Here is a 22,461-nt window from a genome sequence, read left to right on the forward strand (position 1 = left end):
TATGGCAGTACTGAGTGCGAAAAACTTGGCGAAAAGCTACAAAAAACGCAAAGTCGTCACTGATGTTAGCTTAGAAGTTGAATCTGGTCAGATTGTTGGGCTACTCGGTCCAAACGGCGCGGGTAAAACCACCTCGTTTTACATGATTGTCGGCTTAGTACCTCGTGATGAGGGCACCATTACCATTGACGACAATGACATCAGTATTTTACCGATGCATAGCCGTTCACGCCTTGGCATTGGCTATCTTCCGCAAGAAGCGTCGATTTTCCGTAAGCTTTCAGTAGAAGATAACATCATGGCCGTACTTGAAACTCGTCAAGAAATGACGAGGGAAGAGCGCCAAGATAAACTGGAAGATTTGTTGGAAGAATTCCACATCCAGCACATCAGAACCAGTGCTGGTATGGCACTATCAGGGGGTGAGCGACGCAGGGTGGAAATCGCTCGAGCTTTAGCGGCCAACCCTCAGTTCATTTTATTGGATGAACCTTTCGCTGGTGTTGACCCAATTTCGGTTAATGACATCAAGAAAATCATTGAGCATCTGCGCGATCGTGGTCTCGGAGTGTTAATCACTGACCATAATGTACGTGAAACACTGGACGTATGTGAAAAAGCCTATATCGTGAGCCAAGGGCACCTAATTGCATCGGGAACTCCGGCAGAAGTTCTCAATAATGAACAGGTGAAACAAGTTTATCTCGGCGAACAATTCCGTCTATGATTATATTAGGAACGGTAAGATTCTGAGCATTACAAGGTAAGTAACACTGAATGAAACCTTCATTACAACTCAAGCTAGGTCAGCAGTTAGCCATGACGCCACAGTTGCAGCAAGCGATTCGCTTATTGCAATTGTCGACACTCGATCTTCAACAAGAAATCCAAGAAGCGTTGGACTCAAACCCATTATTGGAAGTTGAAGAAGGCCAAGACGAGCCTCTAGCAAACGGTGAAGATAAGTCAGCGGTCGAGGCTGCTGATAGCAACAGTGCTAGCGAACCAACAGAAATTGACGTTCCAGATAGCTCCGATGTGATAGAGAAATCAGAAATTAGCTCTGAACTTGAAATCGACACGACTTGGGATGACGTCTACAGCGCGAATACTGGTAGCACTGGCTTAGCTCTTGATGATGATATGCCCGTCTACCAAGGCGAAACCACTGAATCGTTACATGATTACCTCATGTGGCAGCTTGACCTAACACCATTCAGTGAAACCGACCGCACGATTGCATTAGCGATTATTGACGCTGTTGACGACTACGGCTATTTAACTTTGTCGCCTGAAGAGATTCATGAGAGCTTCGATAATGAAGAGATAGAGTTAGACGAAGTAGAAGCCGTTCGTAAACGCATTCAACAATTCGATCCTCTTGGAGTTGCATCACGTAACTTACAAGAATGTTTGTTACTGCAACTGACGACCTTCCCAGAAGACACGCCGTGGCTTGCTGAAGCCAAAATGATACTTGCGGATCATATTGATCACCTAGGCAACCGAGACTACAAGCTCGTCATCAAAGAGACTAAGCTGAAAGAAGCCGATCTTCGTGAAGTCTTAAAGCTTATCCAACAGTTAGATCCTCGTCCAGGTAGTCGCATCACTCCTGATGATACCGAGTACGTAATTCCAGACGTATCCGTTTTTAAAGACAATGGCAAATGGACCGTTTCTATAAACCCGGATAGCGTGCCAAAATTAAAAGTAAATCAACAATATGCTCAATTAGGCAAAGGTAATAGCGCGGATAGCCAGTACATCCGCAGCAATTTGCAAGAGGCAAAATGGTTAATTAAGAGCTTAGAGAGTAGAAACGAGACGCTACTCAAAGTTGCAAGATGTATTGTTGAACATCAACAAGATTTCTTCGAGTATGGTGAGGAAGCCATGAAGCCAATGGTACTCAATGATGTCGCTTTGGCTGTGGACATGCATGAATCCACGATTTCTCGTGTAACAACGCAAAAGTTTATGCATACACCACGTGGTATTTTTGAATTGAAGTACTTCTTCTCTAGCCATGTTAGTACTGACAACGGCGGAGAATGTTCGTCAACAGCAATTCGTGCACTCATTAAAAAACTGGTCGCAGCAGAGAATACTGCCAAACCACTGAGTGATAGCAAGATTGCTGCTCTTCTGGCTGACCAAGGGATTCAGGTCGCAAGACGTACGATAGCCAAATATCGCGAATCCTTGGGAATTGCCCCTTCAAGTCAGCGTAAACGCCTATTATAAGGCACTAACTGAAAAGGAAAGTCTATGCAAATCAATATTCAAGGCCATCACGTTGATCTTACCGATTCAATGCAAGACTATGTAAATTCTAAGTTTCAGAAGCTCGAAAGGTTCTTCGACCATATCAATCAAGTGCATGTTGTACTAAAAGTTGAAAAAATTACTCAAATCGCGGAAGCTACGCTTCACATAAATCAAGGCGAAATCCACGCATCAGCCGATGACGAAAATATGTATGCCGCGATCGATTCGCTGGTAGATAAATTGGTTCGCCAACTTAATAAGCACAAAGAAAAACTAAACAGTCATTAATCATGCAACTGAGCGAAATACTGTCATTGGACTGCACCAAAAGTGCGGTCCACTGCACGAGTAAAAAACGCGCCCTTGAAATGATCAGCCGTATCGTGGCTGATCAAACGGGCCAAGATTCTACCGAGCTGTTCGAATGCATGCTCAATAGAGAAAAAATGGGCAGTACCGGTATCGGAAACGGTATTGCGATCCCTCACGCGAGAATGCAATCAAGCGACAAGGCCATTGCTGTCTTACTGCAATGTGATGAAGCAATCGAATTTGATGCGATTGACAATCGACCTGTCGATCTTCTTTTTGCGCTCCTTGTACCAGAAGAACAGTGCAAAGAGCACCTCAAGACTCTATCCTCTATGGCAGAACGTCTGAGCGATAAGCAAGTATTAAAACTACTGCGTAATGCTCAGAGTGATGAAGAACTTTACGACATCATGATTCACCAATAAGCAGGACTAACTCCATGCGACTAATCGTTGTTAGCGGGCACTCAGGTGCCGGTAAAAGTATTGCGCTTCGTGTACTGGAAGACTTAGGTTACTACTGTGTTGATAACCTGCCAGTTAACTTGCTGGACGCATTTGTTCATTCTGTTGCTGACAGCAAACAGAATGTTGCAGTCAGCATTGATATTCGTAATATTCCTAAAAAGCTAAAAGAACTGACGAGTACACTAGAACAGTTAAAAACTGAGCTTGATGTGACCGTGCTTTTCTTGGACGCTAATAAAGAAACGCTACTCAAACGCTACAGCGAAACACGCCGAATTCACCCGTTATCTTTAGGTGGCACCTCCCTCTCGCTCGATCAAGCCATCGAGCGTGAGAAGCAAATTTTGACGCCACTCAAAGCGCATGCAGATCTGGTCCTAAATAGTAGTGGGCAGTCTTTGCATGAATTGAGTGAAACCGTGCGTATGCGCGTTGAAGGCAGAGATCGCAAAGGGCTCGTTATGGTATTTGAGTCTTTTGGTTTTAAATACGGCCTGCCTTCCGATGCCGATTACGTATTCGACGTTCGCTTCTTACCTAACCCACATTGGGAACCAGCACTACGCCCGCTTACAGGTCTGGATGCTCCTATCGCCGCATTTTTAGAGCAACACCAATCGGTGTTAAGTTTGAAATATCAAATTGAAAGCTTTATAGAGAATTGGTTACCTCTGCTTGAGAAAAACAACCGCAGCTACCTGACCGTTGCAATCGGTTGTACTGGTGGTAAGCACCGCTCGGTGTACTTAACTCAGCAAATCGGTGAATACTTCTCCAACAAAGGACACCAAGTACAAATTCGCCATACCTCACTAGAGAAAAACGCTAAGGAGTAGCCGTGGAGTTAAGTCGTAAAGTATTGATTCAAAACCGCCTTGGCTTACATGCTCGTGCAGCAGTCAAACTGGTCGAACTGGCACAGAGCTTTGAAGCGGTCATCACCATCGACAATGAAGAAGACAAAACCGCCACAGCAGACAGCGTAATGGGCCTGTTAATGCTAGAGTCCGCTCAAGGGCAATACGTTACGATCCACGCAACGGGTGGGCAAGCGGAAGAAGCACTGGATGCCGTTTGCCACTTGATCGAAGATAAATTTGATGAAGGCGAGTAGTTTACTCGCTTTTTTCTTACCTCCCATTATCTTTCTCTTCCCTGACCTAATAAATAAATTTGCTTAGTATCATAAGTTGTTATTAAAAGGCGCCTAGAATTAAGTTATTATTCAACGCATTGTAAATATCAGGAATTGGGAGGAATGAATGGCAGAGCAAATTGAATTCGACCAAGCTCACCAAGCCCTCCAAGAAGTCACAGAAGCGCTAGAAAATGGCCGCTTCGTCCATGTTCGTCGTCAATTACAGGACATGGAACCTGAGGATATCGCTCACCTTTTAGAAGCCTCCCCACGTAAGAGCCGTGAAGTTCTTTGGCAACTCACCGACCCTGAAGATTATGGTGAAATCCTTGACGAGCTGAACGAAGACGTCAAAGACAGCCTCGTATCCAAAATGGCACCAGAAGCGCTTGCAGAAGCGACAGAAGGCATGGATACCGATGACGTGGCTTACGTACTGCGTAGCTTGCCTGACAACCTGTCACGCGAAGTCCTGTCGCAAATGGACTCCTCTGACCGTCTACGGGTCGAAACCGCCCTATCCTACCCAGAAGACACCGCGGGTGGACTGATGAACACCGACGTCATCACAATTCGTGGTGACGTAGATGTGGACGTAGTTTTGCGTTATCTACGTATGAAAGGCGAGCTTCCAGAAGCTACGGATGCCCTGTATGTGATCGATGAAGAGAGTAAGCTCATCGGTGAACTGCCGATCACGACGCTTATTACCACTCAGCCAGACGTAAAAATCATTGATGTAATGGAAGACGCGGACGAGGCCATCACCGTCGATACTAGCGACTCAGATGTTGCGAGTCTGTTCGAACGCCGTAATTGGGTATCTGCACCTGTTGTTGATGAAAACTTGCATTTGGTCGGTCGTATCACCATCGATGACGTGGTTGACGTTATTCGTGAAGACGCGGAACACTCGATGATGAGTATGGCGGGTATGGACGATGACGAAGATACTTTCGCGCCTGTTGTAAAATCAGCTCGCAAACGCAGTATCTGGCTTGGCGCTAACGTATTAGCCGCCCTTGCTGCTGCTTCCGTTTCTAATATGTTTGAGGCCACATTAGATCAAATGGCGGCCATTGCGGTATTGATGACGATTGTTCCGTCCATGGGTGGTGTCGCTGGTAACCAAACCGTCGCACTAGTGATTCGTGGTCTTGCTCTTGGTCATATCGGTGACTCAAACAAACGTGAACTGTTAATGAAAGAAGCCTCGATCGGCTTACTCAACGGTATCATGTGGGCGCTGATTATTGGTGGTATTGTTGTTGCTTGGAAAGGTAACTGGATGCTCGGAGGAATCATTTCCGCCGCCATGCTGACCAACTTATTGGTCGCAGGTATTGCCGGAGTAACGATTCCAATCCTATTGAAAAAAATGAACATCGATCCTGCTTTAGCTGGTGGTATGGCATTAACAACGGTGACGGATGTGATTGGTTTATCTGTCTTCTTAGGGCTTGCCACAATACTGATTACCTAACAGAAAAAACGAAAAAGCCTGATGAACACATCAGGCTTTTTTGATTCTGAATTGCTAGAAAAGCTTATTCACCCGCCACTTTAATGGTATCCAGTAGGATAGAGCCCGTTTGGATTTGTGAGCGCGTTTCAATATCACTACCAACCGCCACAATCTTGGTGAACATGTCTTTTAGATTACCTGCGATGGTAATTTCTGATACTGGGTATTGGATTTCGCCATTCTCAACCCAGAAGCCTGCGGCACCGCGAGAGTAATCACCCGTTACCACGTTCACACCTTGTCCCATGACTTCTGTCACTAGAAGACCAGTACCGAGCTCTTTAAGCATTTGTTCGAAGTTTTGGCCTGTCGACTTCACGTACCAGTTATGAATCCCACCAGCGTGACCTGTCGGCGTCATCTTCATTTTACGTGCGGCATAACTGGTTAACAGATAAGTTGCTAGCACACCGTCGGTAATGATCTCACGGTCTTGAGTGTACACACCTTCACTATCGAATGGACTTGATGCCAAACCACGCAATACATGCGGACGTTCTGAGATATTGAACCATTCAGGAAGCACTTGTTTGCCTAGATGGTCAAGTAAGAAAGAAGATTTTCGGTACAGGTTACCACCGCTGATCGCCATAACGAGATGGCCAATCAAGCCTGTCGCAACATCAGCCGCAAACATGATTGGGTATTGACCTGTTTTTAGACGCTGCGCATCTAAGCGGTTAACCGTATTCTCTGCCGCCTTACGACCCACCGTTTCTGGGGTCCATAAGTCATCACGATGACGTGCCACGGTGTAGCTGTAATCACGTTCCATCTCGCCGTTTTGACCAACGCCAATTACACAACAGCTAGTACTATGGCGGCTAGACGCATAACTAGCTAATAAGCCATGGCTATTGCCATACACTTTCACGCCGTAATGACTATCATAACTCGCGCCATCACTTTGCTTGATTGCTCTGTCATAACTTAGCGCTTCTTTCTCAGCGGCAATCGCCACATCGGCAGCATAGTCTGGATCGGGTGCGTCAGGGTGGAAAAGATCAAGCTCAGGGATCTCTTGCACCATGTATTCTTTTGCTGCAGGGCCTGCAAATGGGTCTTCAGATGTGTAATGTGCAATATCTAGCGCCGCTATAACGGTTTGCTCGATTGCAGCTTCACTTAAATCAGACGTGGAAGCACTGCCTTTGCGTTGACCTCGGTAAACGGTAATGCCCAGCGCACCATCGCTGTTGAACTCGACATTTTCTACTTCACCCATACGAGTTGAAACACTTAAACCAGTGCTTTTAGTAATTGCGACTTCGGCGGCGTCAGATTTTGCCGATGCAAGCTTTAAGGCTCTTGCGACGGCTTGCTCTAGCTCGGTACGTTGCTCAGCAACCTGCTGTTTAATATCCATTGTCTTTCACATCTTGTCTTTGATGAACAATAGGATAACAAGAATTTCGCTTTCTCCCCATGATTCTTGTTAAAATAGTCATAATATTAATCAAAACACAGGCAACTGAAATGGCACGTAAGAATCAAAAAGCGCCATGGGAACCAGAAGAAGAGATCATCTGGGTAAGTAAATCCGAGATGAAGCGAGACATGGAAGAACTGCAAAAGCTAGGTGAGGAGCTTGTCGGCCTCAAACCTTCAGTTCTAGAAAAGTTTCCATTGAGTGAAGATTTGCGAGAAGCAATTGCTGACGCGCAACGTTTTAAAAATGAAGCGCGTCGTCGCCAATTACAACGTATTGGTAAATTGATGCGTTACGAAGATCCAGAGCCAATCCAAGCCGCACTGGATAAAATTCGTAATAAGCACTCTCAATTAACGGCGGTATTCCACAAACTTGAAGCGTTGCGTGATCGCGTAGTGGAAGAAGGTGACAAAGCCATTGATGACGTAATGGAAATGTACCCAGAAGCGGATCGTCAGCGTCTACGCCAACTTGCTCGCCAAGCAGCGAAAGAGAAAAAATCTGGGAAACCAGCAAAAGCGTACCGCGAAATCTTTCAGCTCCTTAAAGGTCTAAACGAAGAAGAGTTTTAATTCGAGGGCTCACGCAATGAGCATTCGATTTAAACGCAAAAAGCAGACGTCAATGTCTGCTTTTTTTATCTTTGGTTTTACAGTCAGCATTACACTAAGCGATTAACGCGGTCTCCGCGCTCGAAAGCGTTAATGTTCTCAATCAGGATTTCCGCTAAACGTTGGATAGATGAGTCGCTGCCCCATGCAACATGCGGTGTCAATAACAAATTAGGTAAACTCATATTGGCAATCAGCGGATTGCTCTCATCAGCCGGTTCTTGTGTAAAAACATCAAAACCAGCCGCTGCAATTTCTTGCTGTTTTAAGGCATCCACCAGTGCGCTCTCATCCACCAAACCTCCACGCCCTGTATTAATCAAAATGGCGTTGGACTTCATTTGTTTCAACTCTGCTTGACCAATTAAATTCTGAGTATGATCGTTGAGCGGGCAATGCAAAGTCAGCGCATCGGAGCGTTTTAATACTTCCTCAAACGACACATAACCTTGTCTACATTCTGCCGCCCCTTTACGCTCAGAAAACAACACGGTCATTCCTAACGCTTGAGCCAGATTCGCCGTCGCTTGCCCTAGTGCCCCACTACCAACAACACCTAACGTGCTACCACCAATATCCCCGATTGGGTGAGTAAAAAAACAAAACTGCTGGTTACGCTGCCACTCACCTGCGGCAATATCTTGGTGGTACCCAAATAAATTCCGTCTTAAAGCGAATAACATTGCCATCACGTGCTCGGGCACCGAACGCGTCGCGTAACCACGTACATTAGCAACCGCAATATCATGATTAGCACAGTAGTTCACATCGACGTTGTTAAAACCAGTTGCGGCAACCGCGATCATCCGTAATTTTGGTAGTTGCTCTAATACATGTTGGTCAAGCAGGACTTTATTGCTAATCACGATATCGGCATCTGCTAACCTTTCTATTACCTGCCCAGGCGCAGTTAGGTCGTACTCACGCCAGTGGTGCGGAAAGCCAGGTCGTGGGATCTCAATATGTTCTGGGATGGTCGCTCGATCTAAAAATACGATGCTTGGCAAAGACATAACAACTCCTTGTTCACGGCTGAAAGACAGGATACATCAACCACAGTAACGAAATAGCCAAAAATAGCGAACTAGAAAGAACCGCTGTTGAGTGCAATTGGCATTAAGGGTGTGGCAACGTTTTATAATCAGGCAATGTACGCTCTGGCGAAAAATAGTTAAAGATCATCGCCTCGGCTTCAGAATAAAAGTCACAGGGTACAAAAATACTGCTCAGCTGATCCGTAGCTGGATGATAAAAACTTAGCTCCGCAGCGTGCAACTCTAAACGTTCTGAAAACTGATACGCCTCTTCGCTTGCATAAAACTCATCACCCACAATCGCATGACCAATCGCCATCAAATGCACGCGTAACTGATGCGATCGACCAGTAATGGGGAGTAACCGCACAACGGTCGTATGGGTGCCATCAGGGTGCACTTCACGCTTCACTACTTGGAATAAAGTTTGAGATGGTTTGCCGTCGTCAAAACATACTTTTTGTCGTGGACGATTTGGCCAATCACAAATTAATGGAAGATCAATATTCCCTTCTTGCGGCTCAACATGCCCCCAAACACGTGCGTAATACACCTTGTGAGTGAGGCGATATTGGAACTGCTTTTTTAATGCTCGCTCCGCGGGTTTGTTTTTCGCCAGCAACATCAACCCTGATGTCGACATATCCAAGCGATGCACAACTTGAATTTCTGGATGCAACTCTTTGAGGCGGCTCCACATGCTGTCGTAATGCTCTGCAAGGCGACCAGGTACAGACAGTAACCCAGATGGCTTATTCACTGCCAGAATGTCGTCATCCTCAAAAACGATATCGACCCAAGGGTCGGTGGGAGGGGTATATTCAAGCATTGCCATGGGAGATCTCTACAAAATAAAAACGCCGCGATTATATACCCAAATAGCACCCAGATGCAGGGTTCGGAAGAAAAGTTCAACCCAATAAAACAAAGTCAATCCTTTAGCATAAAAACTAAAAATAGCACGTTGTAAATTTAGTTTGACAACAAGACGCATAACTGAATAGAGTGCTAGATGCACACAGCATGATATTCGCAAAGAATACTTAAAATAAACACACCAAAACACAGCATTTAAAAGACATTACCGTTGCGCAGTATAGGGCGAGCGCTCAGCCTGTCATGTACTGCGGTATGTATCTCTTTAGAAAGATACATAAGATAAAAAGGACAATAAGCAATGGACTCCGCCGTTATAGATAAACCCCAATCCAAACTTTCCTTATTTTTTCGTTCGCTAGGCCCCGGCATATTAATGGCATCTGCTGCGGTCGGTGGCTCTCACCTCGTGGCATCAACCAAGGCTGGTGCGATTTATGGTTGGCAATTGGCTGCACTGATTCTGCTCGTAAACCTGTTTAAATACCCTTTTTTCCGAGCGGGCGTACAGTACACCATGGGGACAGGGCTCACCTTGGTTGAGGGCTACGCGAAATTAGGTCGGCCTTATCTATGGCTATTTCTATTTCTTAGCGTGGTATCGGCCGTCATCAATACCGCCGCTTTGTTGATGTTTAGCGCTAGCTTGCTGGGCTACTTCATTCCGTTTTCACTATCAATGGCATCACTCAGCATCATTGTGATTGTCACCTGCCTGATCATATTATTTGCTGGCCATTACAAAGCGCTCGATACGCTATCTAAAGTGATCATGTCGGTGTTAACCATCGCGACTTTACTCGCTGTTTCTATCGCCTTTGGTAACCCTGTTGAACAAGTAGCCAACTTCGAGCCGCCGTCACCTTGGTCTATTGCGGCTATTGGTTTTATCGTCGTGACAATGGGGTGGATGCCTGCACCGATAGAGATCTCCTGTTTAACCTCAGCATGGCTAAAACGCCAATCAAGCCAGCAAGAAGTAACATACCGCTCTGCTCTATTTGACTTTAATGTCGGTTATATTGGCACGGCGTTTCTTGCCATTATCTTTGTATCGCTAGGCTCTTTGATGCTTTATGGTTCTGGCGTTGCGCTTGAAAGCTCTGGCGTTGGCTTCTCCCACCAATTGGTTGGCTTATATGCGGCAACGATTGGCGAATGGTCTCGTTACTTGATCGCGGTAATTGCGTTTTTCTGTATCTTTGGCAGCACGATTACCGTTATTGATGGCTATTCGCGCGTTATTTCTGACTCTCAACGTCTACTGCGCTCACAACCAGACACTAACCCTAAAGCCACATCAGCGATCATGCTGGTGGTAGCCTTACTTGCATTAGGTATTGTGGTTTTCTGGGCTTCTGCGTTATTGCCTATGCTGAACTTTGCGATGATCCTCGCCTTTATGACCACGCCATTCTTTGCTCTGCTAAATTACACATTAGTGAGCAAAACCGAGTTACCTGAGCCTTTGGCTGTTGGACCTAAACTGAAGTGGTTGTCGATTGCAGGCCTGATTTACTTGTTTGGCTTCTTGGCTGTGTTTATCTGGTGGAAGTGGTTGATGTAAATGAGATAGCTATCAGTGATTAATGCATTCCGCATAAAGAAACTAAACCGTAAATAAAGAAAAAGGTCTTCAACTGAAGACCTTTTTAAATGAGCAATAAACACTTACTTAGTTGTGGCTCACCACAATCAAACGCAGCGAGTCGAGCTGAACCTGAGCTTGGTTGATATAACCAGTAAGCTCTTTAATTTGTGCGTCGATAGCTTCAATTTCTTCGTCACGAATATTTGGGTTCACCGCTTTCAGTGCTTGCAAACGCTCAAGCTCTGCATTCAAACTGTGCTGCATATCTTGATGAGCTTGTTTGCGTACTTCTTCAACCTTCTCTTCAATAAGAACATCACCGGCTTCAATTAAGCGGTGTACATCTTTCTGTACCGACGTAACCAACTTGCTACCTAAGTGACGGTTTACAGGGCTGAGCTGGCGGTTAAAGCTTTCAAACTCCACTTGAGCAGACAAATCATTACCACGCGAGTCCATCATTAAACGGATTGGCGTTTTCGGTAAGAAGCGCGCGATACCACTGCGTTTTGGCGCTTGCGCATCTACCGCGTAAATCAACTCAAGAAGAATAGTCCCAACTGGTAACGCTTTGTTTTTCAATAGAGATACCGCAGACGTCCCCACCCCTTCACTCATAAGAAGATCGATACCACCCTGGATCATTGGGTGTTCCCAACTGATAAAGTGCATATCTTCACGAGATAACGCTGTATCACGATCAAACGTGATCGTCGCTCCTTCGTATGGCAGACCTGGGTAGCTTGGCACCATCATGTGCTCAGATGGGGTCACAATCAGGGCGTTTTCACCTTTATCGTCTTGATTCAAGCCAATCGTGTCAAAAAGAGAAAGTGCGAAGGTGACCAGATTGGTATCGCCGTCGGTTGATTCAATTTTCTCAACGATTTGTTGTGCTTTTTCCCCTCCATTTGAATGCATTTCTAATAGGCGATCACGGCCTTGCTCCAATTGGGATTTCAGCTCTTTATTCATTTTTGCTGACGCTTCAATGATCTCATCTAGCGTGCTGGTATCACCAGAGGCAAGAATTTCAATCAGATCATCGGAGTACTTATCGTAAACAGCACGGCCTGTTGGGCAGGTTTCCGCAAAAGCGTTCAGGCCTTCATCGAACCAACGTGCTAGGATCGCTTGCGATGTGCCTTTCAGGTAAGGAACATGAATGTCGATATCGCGATTTTGACCGATACGGTCCAAACGACCAATACGTTGCTCAAGCAAGTCTGGGTTGAATGGCAAGTCGAACATGACAAGTTGGTTGGCAAACTGGAAGTTACGACCTTCAGAACCGATTTCGCTACAGATAAGAACTTGTGCTCCACCTTCTTCTTGCGCAAAGTAAGCCGCCGCTTTGTCACGTTCAAGAATCGACATACCTTCGTGGAAAACGGTGGCGCGGATACCTTCACGCTCACGCAGTGCTTGCTCCAATTGCAGTGCGGTACTCGCACGAGAAGCAATCACGAGGATTTTCTCGCTGCGCTTCTCTTTTACTTTTTCAAGCAACCAATTCACACGCGAGTCAAACTGCCACCAGCTCGCGTCATCGCCTTCAAATTCTTGGAAAATTTCTTCCGGGTAAAGGTTCTTCATCGCACGTGCTTCAGAACTCATCTTACCGCCAATCATCCCAGCAACACGCATTGATGTAGTGTATTGCGGTGGAATATCCATTGGCATCAGATGCACGTTACGCTTAGGGAAGCCTTTGATGGCCGCGCGCGTGTTACGGAACAGAACACGCCCTGTACCATGACGATCCATCAAGTTATCGATCAGCTCTTGGCGTGCCGACGCTTTAGCTTCTTCGTCCGCTTCACTTTCGATAATGCGGAAAAGTGGTTCTACGTCTTGTTCAGACAACAACTCAGTGATCTGGTTTTTTGCTTCATTAGGTAGCTTTTCACCGGAAAAGAGTGAAGTAATCGCATCTGCTACGGGTGCGTATTGCTCTTCTTCCTCAACGAATGCTTCGTAATCATAGAAGCGGTCTGGATCCAACAAACGCAGACGAGCAAAGTGACTCTCACGACCAAGCTGCTCTGGCGTTGCAGTCAGTAGCAACACACCTGGAGTACGTTCAGCCAAGCCTTCTACCACTTGGTATTCACGGCTCGGTTTATCTTGGCTCCATTCAAGGTGATGCGCTTCATCGACAACCAGTAGGTCCCATTCACCTTCCAGTGCTTGTTCAAAACGCTTGCGGCTCTTGCGTAGGAAATCCAAAGAACACAGCACATATTGCTGAGTATCAAATGGGTTTTCTGCATCCGCAAACGCTTCGATACAGCGCTCTTCGTCAAAGATAGAGAAATGCAGATTGAAACGACGCATCATCTCAACCAGCCATTGATGCTGCAGTGTTTCAGGCACCACAATCAAAATGCGTTCGGCACGACCAGACAGAACTTGTTGGTGGATGATCATGCCCGCTTCGATGGTTTTACCCAAACCTACCTCATCCGCCAACAAGACGCGTGGCGCGTGACGACGGCCAACTTCGTGCGCGATGTAAAGCTGATGAGGGATCAAACCTGCACGCATACCACATAGGCCACGCATTGGGCTCTTATGCTGCTCAAACTGGTTGGTTAGCGCACGGTAACGCAGAACAAAGTTGTCCATACGGTCGATTTGACCGGCGTACAACTTATCTTGAGGTTTGTTAAAACGAATTTGGTTGCTAAGGAAAATCTCACGCAGAACAACAGCGGTTTCTTGCGTGTCTTCACGAGTACCGAAATAGGTGTAAAGACCTTCATCTTCCAGTACTTCTTCTACTTTTAGAGACCAACCTTCTTGGCAATCGATGACATCCCCAACATTAAAGGTGACTCGGGTAACAGGTGCATCGTTACGTGCGTAAACTCGGTTTTCCTCTGACGCTGCAAACATCAATGTCACAGTACGAGCATCCATTGCTACAACGGTACCTAAACCTAAATCGCTTTCCGTATCGCTAATCCAGCGCTGCCCCAAAGCAAATGTCATGAATTGACTACCTCGTTATTAGTTCTTGATTCGTATTTCTTGTTGGTCTACTCATGCCCGTGGGCATGGATAATAGTTTAGATCTGATTCTGGCTTCTGCTATGCCGATAGCATTCGTCATTTCAGTATGAACTGAGTATTTTTTAAGCCAGCTCAACATGATAAATCGGACGTAGCCTATACGCAGAAAAAGGTCGCTAATCTTACTTGAAGCTGTGATTTAGGTCACGCCGAAACCGCACCAAGCAGAAACTTTTTTTCCCAAACTCTAAATGCAATCAAATTGTAAAATACTCAAGCCAATTATTAAGTTGTAGAACGTAAATATTACGTATACTTCTAATGAGGGGCGTTTAAAACCATTGCATATGATTTAAGCGCGTTAGTACACGATTAGGATCAACACGGGTTTGCAGTAAGTTGTCTTGCTACTCGGTTGCACACTAGCCGACATCAGCCCGACAACCTCTATTGCAAGCAATCAGAGTTAGGTCACTTCACACCTATTTGGAAACGACCTAACAACTCGCATGCAGAGCCGTACTACGGCAAGGAGACGCTATGGGCGATACCGATCGGAAACTGTTTGTACTCGATACCAACATTCTTCTTCATGAACCCTTTGCCATCTTCTCTTTCCAAGAACACGATGTCGTTATCCCCATGACCGTGTTGGAAGAACTCGACCGAATCAAAGACAGCAAGCGCGACGTTGCAAGAGATGCGCGCGTAGCTATTCGCACCTTGGAAGATTTGTTTAAAGAAGCAACGCCAGATGAAATCTCTGAAGGTATTCCTGTTTCTAAAGACAACCCCGACCAAGGTACCATTTCCATTTTGGCGGATTTTGAACTGCAGGAAACCGTCAAAGCCTTCGCCGACAAGGCCGGTGACAACCGTATTCTCAACGCGGTGCTTTATCTGCAAAATAAACGTGCACCACGTGAAGTGGTACTGATCACGAAAGACATCAACATGCGTCTGCGAGCCAAAGGGGCTGGTGTACGCTTTGTTGAGGACTATAGAACCGACCAACTGATTGACGACATTCAATACCTAACCAAAGGCTTTCAATTGCGTGAAGGTGATTTCTGGAGCGGTATTGAGGAAGTAGAAAGCTATGCACTGGGCGGAAAAACTTACCACAAACTCAGTCGCGAACCCTTCGACCCAACCTTTATCAACCAATACGTTATTGATGAAGACAGTGACTTTGCTGGTCGCGTAGAAACCATCAATGAAGACAAGCTAACGCTTCTCGACCTGAGCCGCGAACGTCTAATGCATCGTAAGGCTTGGGACATCACACCTAAAAATATCTACCAGGGAATGGCGTTAGATGCCTTACTCGATCCAGAAATTGACTTGGTGATTCTAACGGGTGCAGCGGGTAGTGGTAAGACATTACTGGCAATGGCAGCAGCATTGGAGCAAACCATTGAAAAAAGCATGTTCGATAAAATTATCGTAACACGTAACACGCCAGATATCGGTGAATCCATCGGCTTCTTACCCGGCTCCGAAGAGGAGAAAATGATGCCGTGGTTAGCGGCGGTGACCGATACCTTGGAAGCACTACATAAACACGATCACTGCACTGAAGGCTCATTGAAGTACATCTGCGATAAAGCCAACATTCAATTTAAATCGATCAACTTTATGCGTGGCCGTTCGATTCAAAATGCGTTTGTACTGCTTGATGAGTGTCAAAACCTCACTGCATCACAAATCAAAACCATCATTACCCGCTGTGGCGAAGGAACCAAAATCGTCTGCTCCGGTAACTTGGCGCAGATTGACTCTCATTACCTCACCCCAGTGACATCAGGATTGACGTACATGGTTGAGCGCTTCAAGAACTTTGAAGGCAGCGCAAATATTCACCTCAACGGTGTGGTTCGTAGCCGCTTGGCGGAATTTGCTGAAGAAAACCTGTAATTGACACCGACTCACAAAGCAAAAGAGCGCTCTAATGAGCGCTCTTTTTATAACGATTCGACTGAGTTACTCAGTGCCACCCACTGTCAGTGAGTCCAGCTTCAAGGTCGGCTGACCAACACCAACCGGCACACTTTGACCTGCTTTACCACATACGCCAACGCCCTTGTCGATACTTAAGTCGTTACCGACCATAGACACTTGCTGCATTGCTTCGATACCTGAGCCAATCAACGTCGCACCTTTAACAGGGCGCGTAATTTTACCGTTTTCAATCAAGTATGCTTCGGATGCAGAGAACACAAACTTACCCGAAGTAATGTCCACCTGGCCGCCACCAAAGTTTGGCGCATACAAACCTTTCTCGACCGTCGAGATAATTTCTTCTGGCGTATGTTCACCTGGAAGCATGTAGGTGTTGGTCATGCGAGGCATTGGCAAGTGTGCATACGACTCACGACGACCGTTACCCGTTGGATTTACACCCATGAGCCGCGCGTTTAGCTTGTCTTGCATATAGCCTTTCAGCACACCATTCTCGATAAGCGTGTTGTACTGACCGTTTACCCCTTCATCATCCACATTCAGTGAACCACGAAGGTCTTTTAACGTGCCGTCATCGACGATGGTACACAGCGAAGACGTCACTTGTTGACCCATTTTGCCAGAGAAAACCGAAGATTCCTTCCGGTTAAAATCACCTTCTAGGCCATGACCTACCGCTTCGTGTAGCAACACGCCAGGCCAGCCAGAACCCAATACCACTGGCATCATGCCAGCTGGTGCTGCTTCTGCTTCAAGGTTGATTAACGCCATGCGAATCGCTTCGTCTGCGTAATGAAAAGCTTGTTTCACACCATTGCTTTCCGTTAAAAAGAAATCGTAACCGAAACGGCCGCCGCCACCAGCACTACCGCGTTCACGTCGTTCACCTTTTTGTGCGAGCACGCTAATAGACAAACGCACCAAAGGACGAATATCGCCTGCATAAGTACCGTCTGTTGCCGCAACAAGCATCTGCTCATGCACACCGCTGATGCTGATCGAAACTTCTTTAATCAATGGTTCTTTAGTGCGGATGTAAGCATCTAGAGATTTGAGTAATTCTGTTTTTTGCTGCTTTTCCCATTCAGCTAGTGGATTCACAGCCGCGTAGTACGCTTGGTTTTCGGTGCGTTTAAACGCTTGGACTTTGCCATTTTGCCCTTGCTGAGCAATACCGCGCGCCGCCATTGCACTCTGCTTCAGGCCTTCAGGCTGGATTTGATCAGAGTAGGCAAAGCCTGTTTTCTCGCCAGTTACTGCACGGACACCAACACCACAATCAATGTTAAAAGAGCCATCTTTGATGATGCTGTCTTCTAGAACCAGAGACTCATGCCAGCTGGACTGAAAGTAAATGTCCGCATAATCGATCTGGCGCGTCGCAATGCTGGCAAGCGTGTCAGCAATGTCTTGTTCTGTCAGACCATTTGGGGCAAGGAGTGCCTGTTCTATTTGGTTTGTGCTCATAGTTAGCTCTTTTATTTCCGTCTCAATTCATTTTGAAAGCGACTGTGTTGAGTCAGCGGCATATTCTGCCTTACTTGTTGGCTTTGTGACAAATCTATCTCAGTCACCAATAAACCTACTTCATCCTGAAGCTGTTTATGGATACGTCCCCAAGGGTCAACGACCATTGAGTGTCCCCATGTTTTTCGTCCACATGGATGCGTTCCAGTTTGTCCGCTTGCCAAAATCCAACATTGTGTCTCAATCGCTCTAGCTCGCAATAATACTTCCCAGTGAGCTTGCCCCGTCACAGCGGTAAACGCAGCGGGCACCGCAATGATATCCGCCCCTTCTTGACGCAATACTTTATAAAGTTCTGGGAAACGTAAATCATAACAAATACTCAATCCAACACTGCCGATATCAGTTTCCGCAACGACTATTTGATTACCCGCCATAAACGTATCCGACTCACGATAACTACCATAACCATCGGCTACGTCGACATCAAACATGTGCAGTTTGTCATAGTGAGCAATGCATTTACCGTGCGGCGGTAATACCAGTGTTGTGGTCGTGACACCTTTTGCGGTTTGAATGGGCATGCTTCCGACAATCAGTGTTAACTGGTTCTTTCTTGCGATTTCACAGAGCCGCTGTTGAATCATGCCACTGCCAAGTGGCTCTGCATGTTGATGATAAGCTTCGCGACTGGAAAATAGCACTGTATTTTCAGGAGTAAGAACAAGTTTGGCACCTTGCTTGCTTGCTAAAGCACACTGTTTTTCAATGAAGTCCAAATTCACGTTAATATCCGGACCCGAAGTCATTTGAATAATGCCAACACGTTCCATGTGTTTCCTCCCTATTCCATTATATTCGGTGAGTTATTTGGCCTGTTCACGCAGTTTTTCTGGCAGCTTGTATTCACCTTTACTTCGCGAAATTTCTTTCACCGTTGGTGAATCTAGTGGGCCTTTCACTTCATAATTGACTTGAGTGAAGACCTCAACCACCGGAGATATCACCGTAGAGATGGCCAAGACATACAAAGCAGTTTGAGGCGCAACGGCAAACGCGGTCAGCATTGGTAGGCCTGATGTGATGTCTGGTGTGAATTTCACTTCCGCATCAACCATTCTGCTGTTCATATTAGCGATGCCGCGGATTTGCATTTCCCCTGCTAACGCATCCATTACGATATCATTGGTGATAAACACACCGTCTTGGATTTTGCCCGTTCCCGTGATCGAGTTGAATGCCATGCCTTTATCGAATACGTCGGTAAAGTCGAGCTGCATCTTACGGATGATAGAATCCAAGCTAAACAAGCCTAACAAGCGTGCCGCACCACTAACTTCACTGATCACGCCTTTACCAAATTCCGTTGAGACGTTTCCTTGCAAGGTTTGTGTCTTCATTGACCAAGGTGCGCCGTCCCATTCCATATTGGCATTGATCTCAAATGGTGCTTGTTGAATGCCTGATGTAATACCAAAGCGCTCCATAAGATCGGTGTTGTTATCACCTTTCATTTTCATGGTTAAGTTGGAATGGCTACTCTCTTTCGTCAGGTCCCACCAACCACTCATATCAATGCGGTTTTTACCGCTACTAAAGGTGATATTTTTCCACTCCAAACGGTTCTGGCGACGCTGCAAATCAACATTCACTTTGCCCACTTTGTAGCCTTGCAGCCAAAAATCATCAATGTTCAAAGTTAAGTTTGGCATCTCTGCGTGAAACTTGCGGTCAAAATTGGTAATCAAAGGTGCGTTTTGATCTTCACTCGCAAAGATTGAGCTGCGCTCTTTGGTCATCTCTTCAAACCCTGGAATGTACAGATGCAAGTGCTCTAAAGAGACCGATAGATCATAGGGTTTCAGATAGTTAGCTTTCCCTTTAACCTCTTGACTGTCCACATCGAGTTGCCAACTCAAATTTTTCTTGCTTGCTGAAAAATCCACATCATGAAACTCAATCCCACCGAGCTGTAAGTTTGGCGTTTCAACTTCAATGCGTGTCGGCAATGGAATGGTCGGCGTTTTCATGCTTGCCAAAACAGACGATGACGGCTTGCTCTCAGAGACCTGCGCAAGCTCCGCCCATTGGTCTAAATTCAGTTCTTCGACACGCACCGAAGCATCGTGCCCGACAATAGGACTAATCCGGAAGCCACCTTTGCCAACCATTAAATGAGTCGCAGTCAGAACCGGGACATCGCCAGCGATATCTATCTCAGTTTGATACTTCACATTTGGGATCTGTAGTCTTGCTGAAATACTCTCTTGGTTACCGGATGCTTGCAGTTTCGCTTGCCCAGACTCACCAATTTTTTTCGCTAAAGGATAAGGATATTGACTAGCCAGACGATTTAGCTGCGCCAGCACTTCAAGCTGATAAGTGAAACCAACATCATTGAGTTGCAAGTCAATGTCCATTTGCCACGGCGCATGGCCAGAAACAAGGTTTAACCAACGCTCACCGACATAGGGTTTGAGAGGCTCGACATCCCAATCTCCTAATGTATTAATTGTCACGTTGTAGCCTTGCTCCGCACTCTCTCCATGGAAATCAAGAGAGATAGGCTGTTGTAATAATTCGGCCGACAAACCCGATGTGGTAACCACATCATTGTCGAAGGTGATACGCCCTGTGGCGTTTTCAAGCGTCATTGGCGGCGCTTCAATATCAACACGATTTTCTGTTAAATCGGCATAACCCCAAGCGCGAGACTCTTTCTCAAAATCAAACGGTATATTGAGTTGAAACTCAGAGTAAACGGGACCACTCACTTGCAGCGCTGTCAATGCGGCACCGACTGAATCCACTAATGGCGTCGCCATCATGTAGTCACGGACTTCATTACCCGGCGCGCTTGCTTTCGCTTCAATCTCGATGTGTCCACCTTCTGCCAACTCAGGGATTCGCCCAGTGATACGCTTGGCATGAACGCCATTTAGTGTGGCTGATTTTGAATCCAAATACATGGCATCATTTTCAAACAGCAAGTCTAGCTGCAAATCCGTGATGGTTGGCCATGCCGTATCAAAGCTAAATTTCGCGTCTTTTAATCCAACCCAAGCTTGGAACATGCCATTATGTTCTTTGTAAGGAAAATCACCTAACTCGCCATACCACAACAATTTCGCTGTATTCACTTTTCCGCCCTGAATCGCGGTCGAAAGATAGTCGGTCAAGTCTTGTCCAAGTGCCAGAGTCGGTAGATAGCGCCATGTTTCACCCGCGTTGTAGAGATCCGCTTCGGCATAGAACGATAAAAATGGGCTTTGTTCTTTTGGAAAATCAAGACGGAATGCCCCCAGGACTTGAAGATCAGGCGTTGCTGCCGTCACTTTATCCGACCACAAGCGCCAACCCGCATCATCTTGCTGCCAGATAATATCGACTTCACCTTGTTTGATATTCAGCGGAGCTTGGAATACATCGCCGTACGGAAAGACATCATCAATGACGGTGACTTTTGCTTTAGCTTGATTCACATCCCCCGATACGCTGCCCTGTACGTGATGAAACCCGGGTAGGAGCTCCCATTGTGTCATCGCGAGTTCATCCAGTTCAGCCGAGTAGCGTAAGGTGTCTAAACCGCCGTTCATTGACAATCGGACATCTTCGACCCGACCTTTCGGTGCTAGTTTGTTAATAAGGTCACTGGTCGACTCTGACTCTGGAGCCAACTTGATGAGAGGAATGAGTGCTTCGATGTCGAGTTGAGAGAGATTAAGCATCCAGCCGTTTGGTTGCCAATCAAACGCGACGTCTAGCTCTGGCCAAGGGGTATTATCGGTTCTGATCTGAAGTGAGTGGCCATTTACTTTCCAGCCTTGTTTATCTGGTCGAAGATTGAAAATTCCAGACTCAATAAACAGCTCATGATGTCCATCTTCATTCCACACCAACTCGGAAGGCAGCAATTCAACATAAGCATCATGCGGTTGGCTATGTATGAGCGTTAGCCAAGTATTTAAGCTGACTTTACCCGACTCTGCTCCTGACTCTTCTTGCATGTAAGTGGTCAGCCAAGGTGTGACCGAGACATCTTGAGCACTCACGTAAAACTCACCAGATACATCACGCAACGAGCCATGATCTTTAAAGTTAGCGCTTACTAACAATGAGTTAAGGCGAACATCGGCAATGCTAACCGTGCCTTCGGCTACGTGACGTTTCCCTTGATTGCTCCAACGAAGCTGCTCAATATCTAAACGGCGAGTTTCACCTGACACAGACTTATACCAAATCCGTGAATCGCTAATAGTGAAGTCTTCGAACTGACGTAAAAGAAGTGAGTCGAGTTGGTCAATGAGTTTCACTTCGCTCTTATCCACTTCAGGCTTCGGATCTTGACGATGAGAAGTCGGCAGAATGTCTACCGTGTGAATGTCTAAAGCGAGGTTATGAATGGTAAGGTCTGCAACTACAGGTTTAAGTTGAAAAAGAGATTGAATAAGATCGAACTCAATTTGGACTTCTTCAACAGCGAAGCGTGCATCTTGCACGTTTGGTAGATTTGCCTCTAAACCCAGTAACGCAATTGAGGGATGATTATTGCGCCACGTCCCTGCGACATTGGCAATAGAAACGTCAAAACCTGTGCCTTGTTTGACCCAGGTTTTGATCTCATCTTGGAAATGGTTAAGTTGCGGCAGTGTGACGCGAAGCGTGGTTACTAATATGGCTAATAACACCAATACAGTAACTAAACTCCACGCACAAAAACGCCCAAAACGGTTAACACCAGAATTCACAAATGTTCCAAA

The 22,461-nt window shown here is 46.1% G+C and carries 17 protein-coding genes; 10 read left to right on the forward strand and 7 right to left on the reverse strand.

From position 1 onward, the window contains the following. Position 1: 1 nt before the first annotated feature. The 7 genes from lptB (at position 2) to mgtE (ending at position 5,671) form a co-directional block, all read left to right on the forward strand. The gene (lptB, locus tag R7P80_RS26355) at positions 2–727 is read left to right on the forward strand and encodes an LPS export ABC transporter ATP-binding protein (RefSeq protein WP_005381111.1); all 726 of its coding nucleotides are present in this window, start codon (positions 2–4) and stop codon (positions 725–727) included. Positions 728–777: 50 nt separating this feature from the next. After that, positions 778–2,247, forward strand: coding sequence for an RNA polymerase factor sigma-54 (locus R7P80_RS26360; RefSeq protein ID WP_005381112.1), 1,470 nt, complete (start codon positions 778–780; stop codon positions 2,245–2,247). Between the two features lie 24 nt (positions 2,248–2,271). Then, a complete protein-coding gene (gene hpf, locus R7P80_RS26365) occupies positions 2,272–2,559 on the forward strand; it encodes a ribosome hibernation promoting factor (RefSeq protein WP_005381114.1) in 288 nt (95 codons plus the stop codon). 2 nt (positions 2,560–2,561) lie between these two features. Then, positions 2,562–3,008, forward strand: coding sequence for a PTS IIA-like nitrogen regulatory protein PtsN (ptsN, locus tag R7P80_RS26370; protein ID WP_005381116.1), 447 nt, complete (start codon positions 2,562–2,564; stop codon positions 3,006–3,008). Positions 3,009–3,022: 14 nt separating this feature from the next. After that, the gene (gene rapZ, locus R7P80_RS26375) at positions 3,023–3,886 is read left to right on the forward strand and encodes an RNase adapter RapZ (protein ID WP_054577138.1); all 864 of its coding nucleotides are present in this window, start codon (positions 3,023–3,025) and stop codon (positions 3,884–3,886) included. 2 nt (positions 3,887–3,888) lie between these two features. Then, the gene (locus R7P80_RS26380; RefSeq protein ID WP_005381120.1) at positions 3,889–4,164 is read left to right on the forward strand and encodes an HPr family phosphocarrier protein; all 276 of its coding nucleotides are present in this window, start codon (positions 3,889–3,891) and stop codon (positions 4,162–4,164) included. 148 nt (positions 4,165–4,312) lie between these two features. Continuing rightward, entirely contained in the window at positions 4,313–5,671 is a 1,359-nt protein-coding gene (gene mgtE, locus R7P80_RS26385; RefSeq protein WP_005381121.1) for a magnesium transporter, read from the forward strand. A 64-nt stretch (positions 5,672–5,735) separates the two neighbouring features. On the opposite strand, the gene pmbA is transcribed toward mgtE, so the two are convergent. Continuing rightward, complete coding sequence (gene pmbA, locus R7P80_RS26390; RefSeq protein ID WP_225492030.1) at positions 5,736–7,079, reverse strand: metalloprotease PmbA; 1,344 nt, start codon at positions 7,077–7,079, stop codon at positions 5,736–5,738. 110 nt (positions 7,080–7,189) lie between these two features. On the opposite strand from pmbA, the gene yjgA reads away from it, so the two are divergent. Continuing rightward, positions 7,190–7,717 carry a ribosome biogenesis factor YjgA gene (gene yjgA / locus R7P80_RS26395; protein ID WP_033907410.1) on the forward strand — a complete coding sequence of 176 codons (528 nt, stop codon included), beginning with the start codon at positions 7,190–7,192 and terminating at the stop codon, positions 7,715–7,717. 89 nt (positions 7,718–7,806) lie between these two features. On the opposite strand, the gene R7P80_RS26400 is transcribed toward yjgA, so the two are convergent. Together R7P80_RS26400 and rluA are read right to left on the reverse strand one after the other, a co-directional pair. Further along, the gene (locus tag R7P80_RS26400) at positions 7,807–8,769 is read right to left on the reverse strand and encodes a D-2-hydroxyacid dehydrogenase (protein ID WP_064354322.1); all 963 of its coding nucleotides are present in this window, start codon (positions 8,767–8,769) and stop codon (positions 7,807–7,809) included. 103 nt (positions 8,770–8,872) lie between these two features. Continuing rightward, the gene (gene rluA / locus R7P80_RS26405; protein WP_042523486.1) at positions 8,873–9,625 is read right to left on the reverse strand and encodes a bifunctional tRNA pseudouridine(32) synthase/23S rRNA pseudouridine(746) synthase RluA; all 753 of its coding nucleotides are present in this window, start codon (positions 9,623–9,625) and stop codon (positions 8,873–8,875) included. A 342-nt stretch (positions 9,626–9,967) separates the two neighbouring features. Between rluA and R7P80_RS26410 the strand changes: the two genes are divergently transcribed. Then, positions 9,968–11,233, forward strand: coding sequence for an NRAMP family divalent metal transporter (locus R7P80_RS26410; RefSeq protein WP_031780527.1), 1,266 nt, complete (start codon positions 9,968–9,970; stop codon positions 11,231–11,233). Positions 11,234–11,341: 108 nt separating this feature from the next. On the opposite strand, the gene rapA is transcribed toward R7P80_RS26410, so the two are convergent. Beyond that, positions 11,342–14,251 (reverse strand): RNA polymerase-associated protein RapA, encoded by a 2,910-nt coding sequence (gene rapA, locus R7P80_RS26415; protein ID WP_005381132.1) that lies wholly within the window; start codon positions 14,249–14,251, stop codon positions 11,342–11,344. Positions 14,252–14,812: 561 nt separating this feature from the next. On the opposite strand from rapA, the gene R7P80_RS26420 reads away from it, so the two are divergent. Continuing rightward, a complete protein-coding gene (locus R7P80_RS26420; RefSeq protein ID WP_005381133.1) occupies positions 14,813–16,189 on the forward strand; it encodes a PhoH family protein in 1,377 nt (458 codons plus the stop codon). 66 nt (positions 16,190–16,255) lie between these two features. On the opposite strand, the gene tldD is transcribed toward R7P80_RS26420, so the two are convergent. The 3 genes from tldD to R7P80_RS26435 are packed head-to-tail and all read right to left on the reverse strand — an operon-like array spanning position 16,256 to position 22,449. Continuing rightward, positions 16,256–17,701: a metalloprotease TldD gene (gene tldD / locus R7P80_RS26425; RefSeq protein WP_005381134.1), complete on the reverse strand. Its 1,446-nt coding sequence runs from the start codon at positions 17,699–17,701 to the stop codon at positions 16,256–16,258. Between the two features lie 11 nt (positions 17,702–17,712). Beyond that, positions 17,713–18,534: a carbon-nitrogen hydrolase family protein gene (locus R7P80_RS26430; RefSeq protein ID WP_225492031.1), complete on the reverse strand. Its 822-nt coding sequence runs from the start codon at positions 18,532–18,534 to the stop codon at positions 17,713–17,715. Positions 18,535–18,567: 33 nt separating this feature from the next. Beyond that, a complete protein-coding gene (locus R7P80_RS26435; protein WP_225492032.1) occupies positions 18,568–22,449 on the reverse strand; it encodes a YhdP family protein in 3,882 nt (1,293 codons plus the stop codon). Between the last annotated feature and the right edge of the window lie 12 nt (positions 22,450–22,461).

The organism is Vibrio sp. 2092, assembly GCF_033339635.1.
Lineage (GTDB): Bacteria > Pseudomonadota > Gammaproteobacteria > Enterobacterales > Vibrionaceae > Vibrio > Vibrio alginolyticus.